The organism is Arthrobacter sp. GCM10027362, from assembly GCF_042679445.1.
GTDB lineage: Bacteria > Actinomycetota > Actinomycetes > Actinomycetales > Micrococcaceae > Crystallibacter.
The window spans coordinates 1-3,596 of the sequence record NZ_JBHTML010000282.1 but is presented as its reverse complement, the minus strand read 5'-3'; the positions used below and the strand labels follow the sequence as shown (position 1 = coordinate 3,596).

The 3,596-nt window shown below is 71.7% G+C and carries 5 protein-coding genes; 3 read left to right on the top strand and 2 right to left on the bottom strand.

What is annotated here, in order from left to right:
• Positions 1-640: 1-phosphofructokinase family hexose kinase (locus tag ACFQ36_RS21550; RefSeq protein WP_377017405.1), on the bottom strand; the 640-nt coding region annotated here is incomplete at its 3' end.
• A complete protein-coding gene (locus ACFQ36_RS21545; protein WP_377017403.1) occupies positions 637-1,422 on the bottom strand; it encodes a DeoR/GlpR family DNA-binding transcription regulator in 786 nt (261 codons plus the stop codon). The genes ACFQ36_RS21545 and ACFQ36_RS21550, both read right to left, overlap by 4 nt.
• Positions 1,423-1,604: 182 nt before the next feature.
• Between ACFQ36_RS21545 and ACFQ36_RS21540 the strand changes: the two genes are divergently transcribed.
• From ACFQ36_RS21540 to ACFQ36_RS21530, 3 genes are all read left to right on the top strand, one after another.
• Positions 1,605-2,033, top strand: coding sequence for a hypothetical protein (locus tag ACFQ36_RS21540; RefSeq protein WP_377017401.1), 429 nt, complete (start codon positions 1,605-1,607; stop codon positions 2,031-2,033).
• Positions 2,030-2,653, top strand: coding sequence for an alpha/beta hydrolase (locus ACFQ36_RS21535; protein WP_377017407.1), 624 nt, complete (start codon positions 2,030-2,032; stop codon positions 2,651-2,653). The genes ACFQ36_RS21540 and ACFQ36_RS21535 overlap by 4 nt, the downstream gene beginning before the upstream one ends.
• Positions 2,654-2,739: 86 nt before the next feature.
• Positions 2,740-3,596 (top strand): MsnO8 family LLM class oxidoreductase (locus ACFQ36_RS21530; RefSeq protein ID WP_377017399.1); only part of this gene is annotated, 857 nt, incomplete at its 3' end.

The following is a 3,596-nucleotide window of genomic DNA, read 5'->3' as shown; positions in this document are numbered from 1 at the left end:
CCAGCGCCGGGTCCGCCTCAAGGGCAGCCTCGTCGTGGCGGCCGGCCAGCTCGGCCAGCTCCTCGGCATTGGGCTTGAGCAGGTCGGGTACCGCCTCCGGCCCGGCGGCGAAGAGGGCGCGCAGCGGCTCTCCGGAGGTGTCCACCGCGATCCGCGGCGCACGCGCACCCAGTTCGGTGCGGACCCTGGCCGCCAGCGCCGCGTAGAAGTCCGCCGACACACCGGGCGGCAGGGAGCCGGCCAGCACAAGCCAGGCGGCGCCGCCGGACCTTTCCACCACCGCCGCGGCGAGCTGCTCCTGCCGCTGCGCGGAGAGGACCGGGCCCGGTTCGTTGATCTTGGTGGTGGTGCCGTCCGGTTCGGTGAGCGTGATGTTGCTGCGCAGGTCCGCGCCGATCGGCACGGCCAGATGCGGCAGGCCGTCCAGCCGCAGCCGGACCGGAACCTGGTCGTCCGGATCGCCGGGCAGGATGGCCAGGGTGGCCAGCCCGGAGGCGGCCAGCACGCGCGAGACATTCACTCCCTTGCCTGCGGCCTGCCGGGTGGCGGAGACGGCACGCTGGACGCCGCCGCGGACCAGCGGGGCAGCCAGTTCCACGGTCCGATCCAGGCTCGGGTTGGCGGTCAACGTGATGATCATGCCACTACTACTTCCACATCGGCCAGGTCCAGGGCCCGGGCCAGTCCGGCGTCGGGCTCGGTGTCGGTGATAAGGGTGTCCACGTCCGCCAGGGCGGCGAAGCGGACCAGGGTTTCTTCGCCGAGCTTGGAGGAGTCGGCGAGCACCACCACCCGGCGGGCGGAGGCGACGATGGCGGTCTTGACCGCTGCCTCCAGCGCGTCCGGGGTGCTGAGGCCGAATGCCGCGTCGATGCCGTTGGCGCCGATGAAGGCGATGTCCGGGCGCAGCGAACGGAACTGCTCCACCGCCCGGGCGCCGATGGCGGCGCTGGTCAGCCCGCGCACGCGCCCGCCGATGGTCTCGAGCTGGAGCCGGGAGCCCATCGAGATCTTGTAGGCGATCGGCAGGGCGTGGGTAATGACCAGCAGTTCCTCGGTGCGGGACGCGGGCAGCTCGGTGGTGAGCAGCTCGGCCAGCAGTTCGGTGGTGGTGCCGGCGTCCAGGATCATCGAGGCTGCGCCGGCGGGGACCAGCTCCAGCGCCTTCCGGGCAATGCGCAGCTTGCGGTCGTGGTGCAGCAGCTGGCGGATCCCCAGGCTCTGCTCCGAGGTGCTGGCCTTGCCCGCGGCGACGGCGCCGCCGTGGACCCGGCGCAGGGTGCCGTCGCTTTCGAGGGCGGCCAGGTCGCGGCGGACGGTTTCCCTGGTGATTTCGAACCGGTCCGCCAGCTCGGCGACGCTGACCCGCCCCTGGGCGGCAACGAGCTCACCGATCTTGCGGTGGCGCTCTTCGGCAAACATGTTCCTCCTGTCGGGAATTTCGGCGGAGTCGGGGAAATTGTGAGGCGGGCCACACTGTCTGTGGTTCCATGACTTTATCTGTGTTTGTTTCCGAATGTCAATGGAAAACCACAAAAACAAAAAAATACGGGCTTCCCGTGCGCGGAGCGTGCGGGGAGGCGGCGAACGCTACACTGGCCGGCATGAGGGCGGACCAACGCCGGCTGGTGCTTCTGCAGATGTTCAATGTGCTGCTGATGGCCGTGGCCGCCGGGGTGGCGGTGGTCGGGACGGACCATGCCGCGGCCCACTACGTCGCGGCCCAGGGCGGCCTCCCGCTGCCCAAGGCGGAGGGATGGCTGGAGCCGGGGCTGTTCGGTGCCCTGGTGGCGCTCGCCGGCGGCCTGGGGGTGCTGGTCCTGGGCATCGTCGCCTTCCGGTGGATGGCGCGCGGGGAGCTCTACGCCCCGCTGTTCACCGCGCTCGGCTGGGCCGTGCTGTGGCTGCCGCTGACGATGGCCCTGACCCTGCTCTACCCCGCCGGCCAGTTCACCCCGTTTGCGGCCACCGGCGTGTGCGGCGCCGGGATTGTGCTGTCCCTGGCCGCCCTCGGCAGCAAGAAACCGCGCTGATGGCTGCCGCCTGGTCCAGGCCCGAACACGAACGCGCGGGCACCGAACTGCTGGTGATGCTGCACGGCTACGGGTCCTCGGAACAGAAGCTGCTGCCGCTGTTTTCCGCGCTGCCGCCCCATGTCACCGGGGTGGCGCTGCGCGGCCATTTCGACGTCGGGGGCACCTTCGGCTGGTTCCTGCTGGACCCGCTGCTGGGCTCGGACTTCACCGAGGTCCTGGACAGCGTGAACAAGGTGTTCGCCTGGCTGGATCCGGTGCTCGCCGGGGGCGGCTTCAGCGGGGTGAGCCTGCTCGGCTTTTCGCAGGGCATGGCCCTGGCCACCACGCTGCTGCGGCTGCGCCCGCGCGCCTTCCGCGCGGCGGTGGGCCTGTCCGGGTTTGTGCTGGAGCATGAGCTGCTGGCGCTGACGGACGAGCCGGAGGCGGCGGTGCCGTTTTTCTGGGGCCGCGATGTCCGCGACGGCCTCATCCCTGCCGATGCCGTCCGCTATACCGCGGCCTGGCTCCAAGCCAACACCTTGCTGACGGCGCGGACCTACCCCGGGATGGGGCACCGGATCGGCCGGGACGAGATCCGCGACGTCGGGATCTTCCTGGCCCGCTACCTGGCCCGCTGACCGGAAGGCGGGCAGGGCGCCGCGGCTAGGCTGGAATCCGGGGCAGGCCTGCCCCGGACCTGCCACCTCGCACCAGGAGCACAACCATGTCCACTGCCTTCGCGCCCGCCCCCACCGTCCAGCTGTCCGTGCTGGACCTGGCCCCGCTGTCCGCCGGCCAGTCCGTGGGCGAGGCGATCGAGGCCAGCGCCCGGCTGGCCGAGCTCGCGGACCGCGCCGGGTACAAGCGGTTCTGGTACGCCGAGCACCACAACAACGAAGGGGTGGCCAGCTCGGCGACCACCGTGCTGATCGGCCACGCCGCGGCCCGGACCTCCCGGATCCGGGTCGGCTCCGGGGGAATCATGCTGCCCAACCATGCGCCGCTGGTGGTCGCCGAGCAGTTCGGCACGCTGGCCAACATGTACCCGGACCGGATCGACCTGGGACTCGGCCGCGCCCCGGGGACGGACCCGCGGACGGCGGCGATGCTGCGGCGCGGCGATTCCTCCGGCCAGACGTTCGCCGGCGAGCTCGTTGAACTGCAGCAGCTGTTCGGCGGGCAGCAGGGCACGCTGGTCCGTGCCGTGACGGCGCGGAACACCAGGGTGCCGATGTGCGTGCTGGGCTCCTCCACCGCAGGAGCGGCGGTGGCCGCGCTGCTGGGGCTGCCGTTCGCCGCCGCCTCGCACTTTGCCCCGCAGGCCCTGGACGAGGCGGTCGCCGTCTACCGGCAGAACTTCAATGCCGACGCCGAAACCGCCCAGATTGCCAGGCCCTACGTGATCGCCGGGGTGAATGTGCTGGTCGCGGAGGGCCAGGCGGAGGCCGAGTTCCAGTTCAGCTCCCACCAGCTGGTGGTCCGGGACATCCTCGCCCACGGCCGGCGGCCGGTGCAGCCGCCGGTGCCCGGCGTGACGGCGGGCTGGCGGCCGGAAGACGCGGCCAAGGTCCGGGCCCGGCT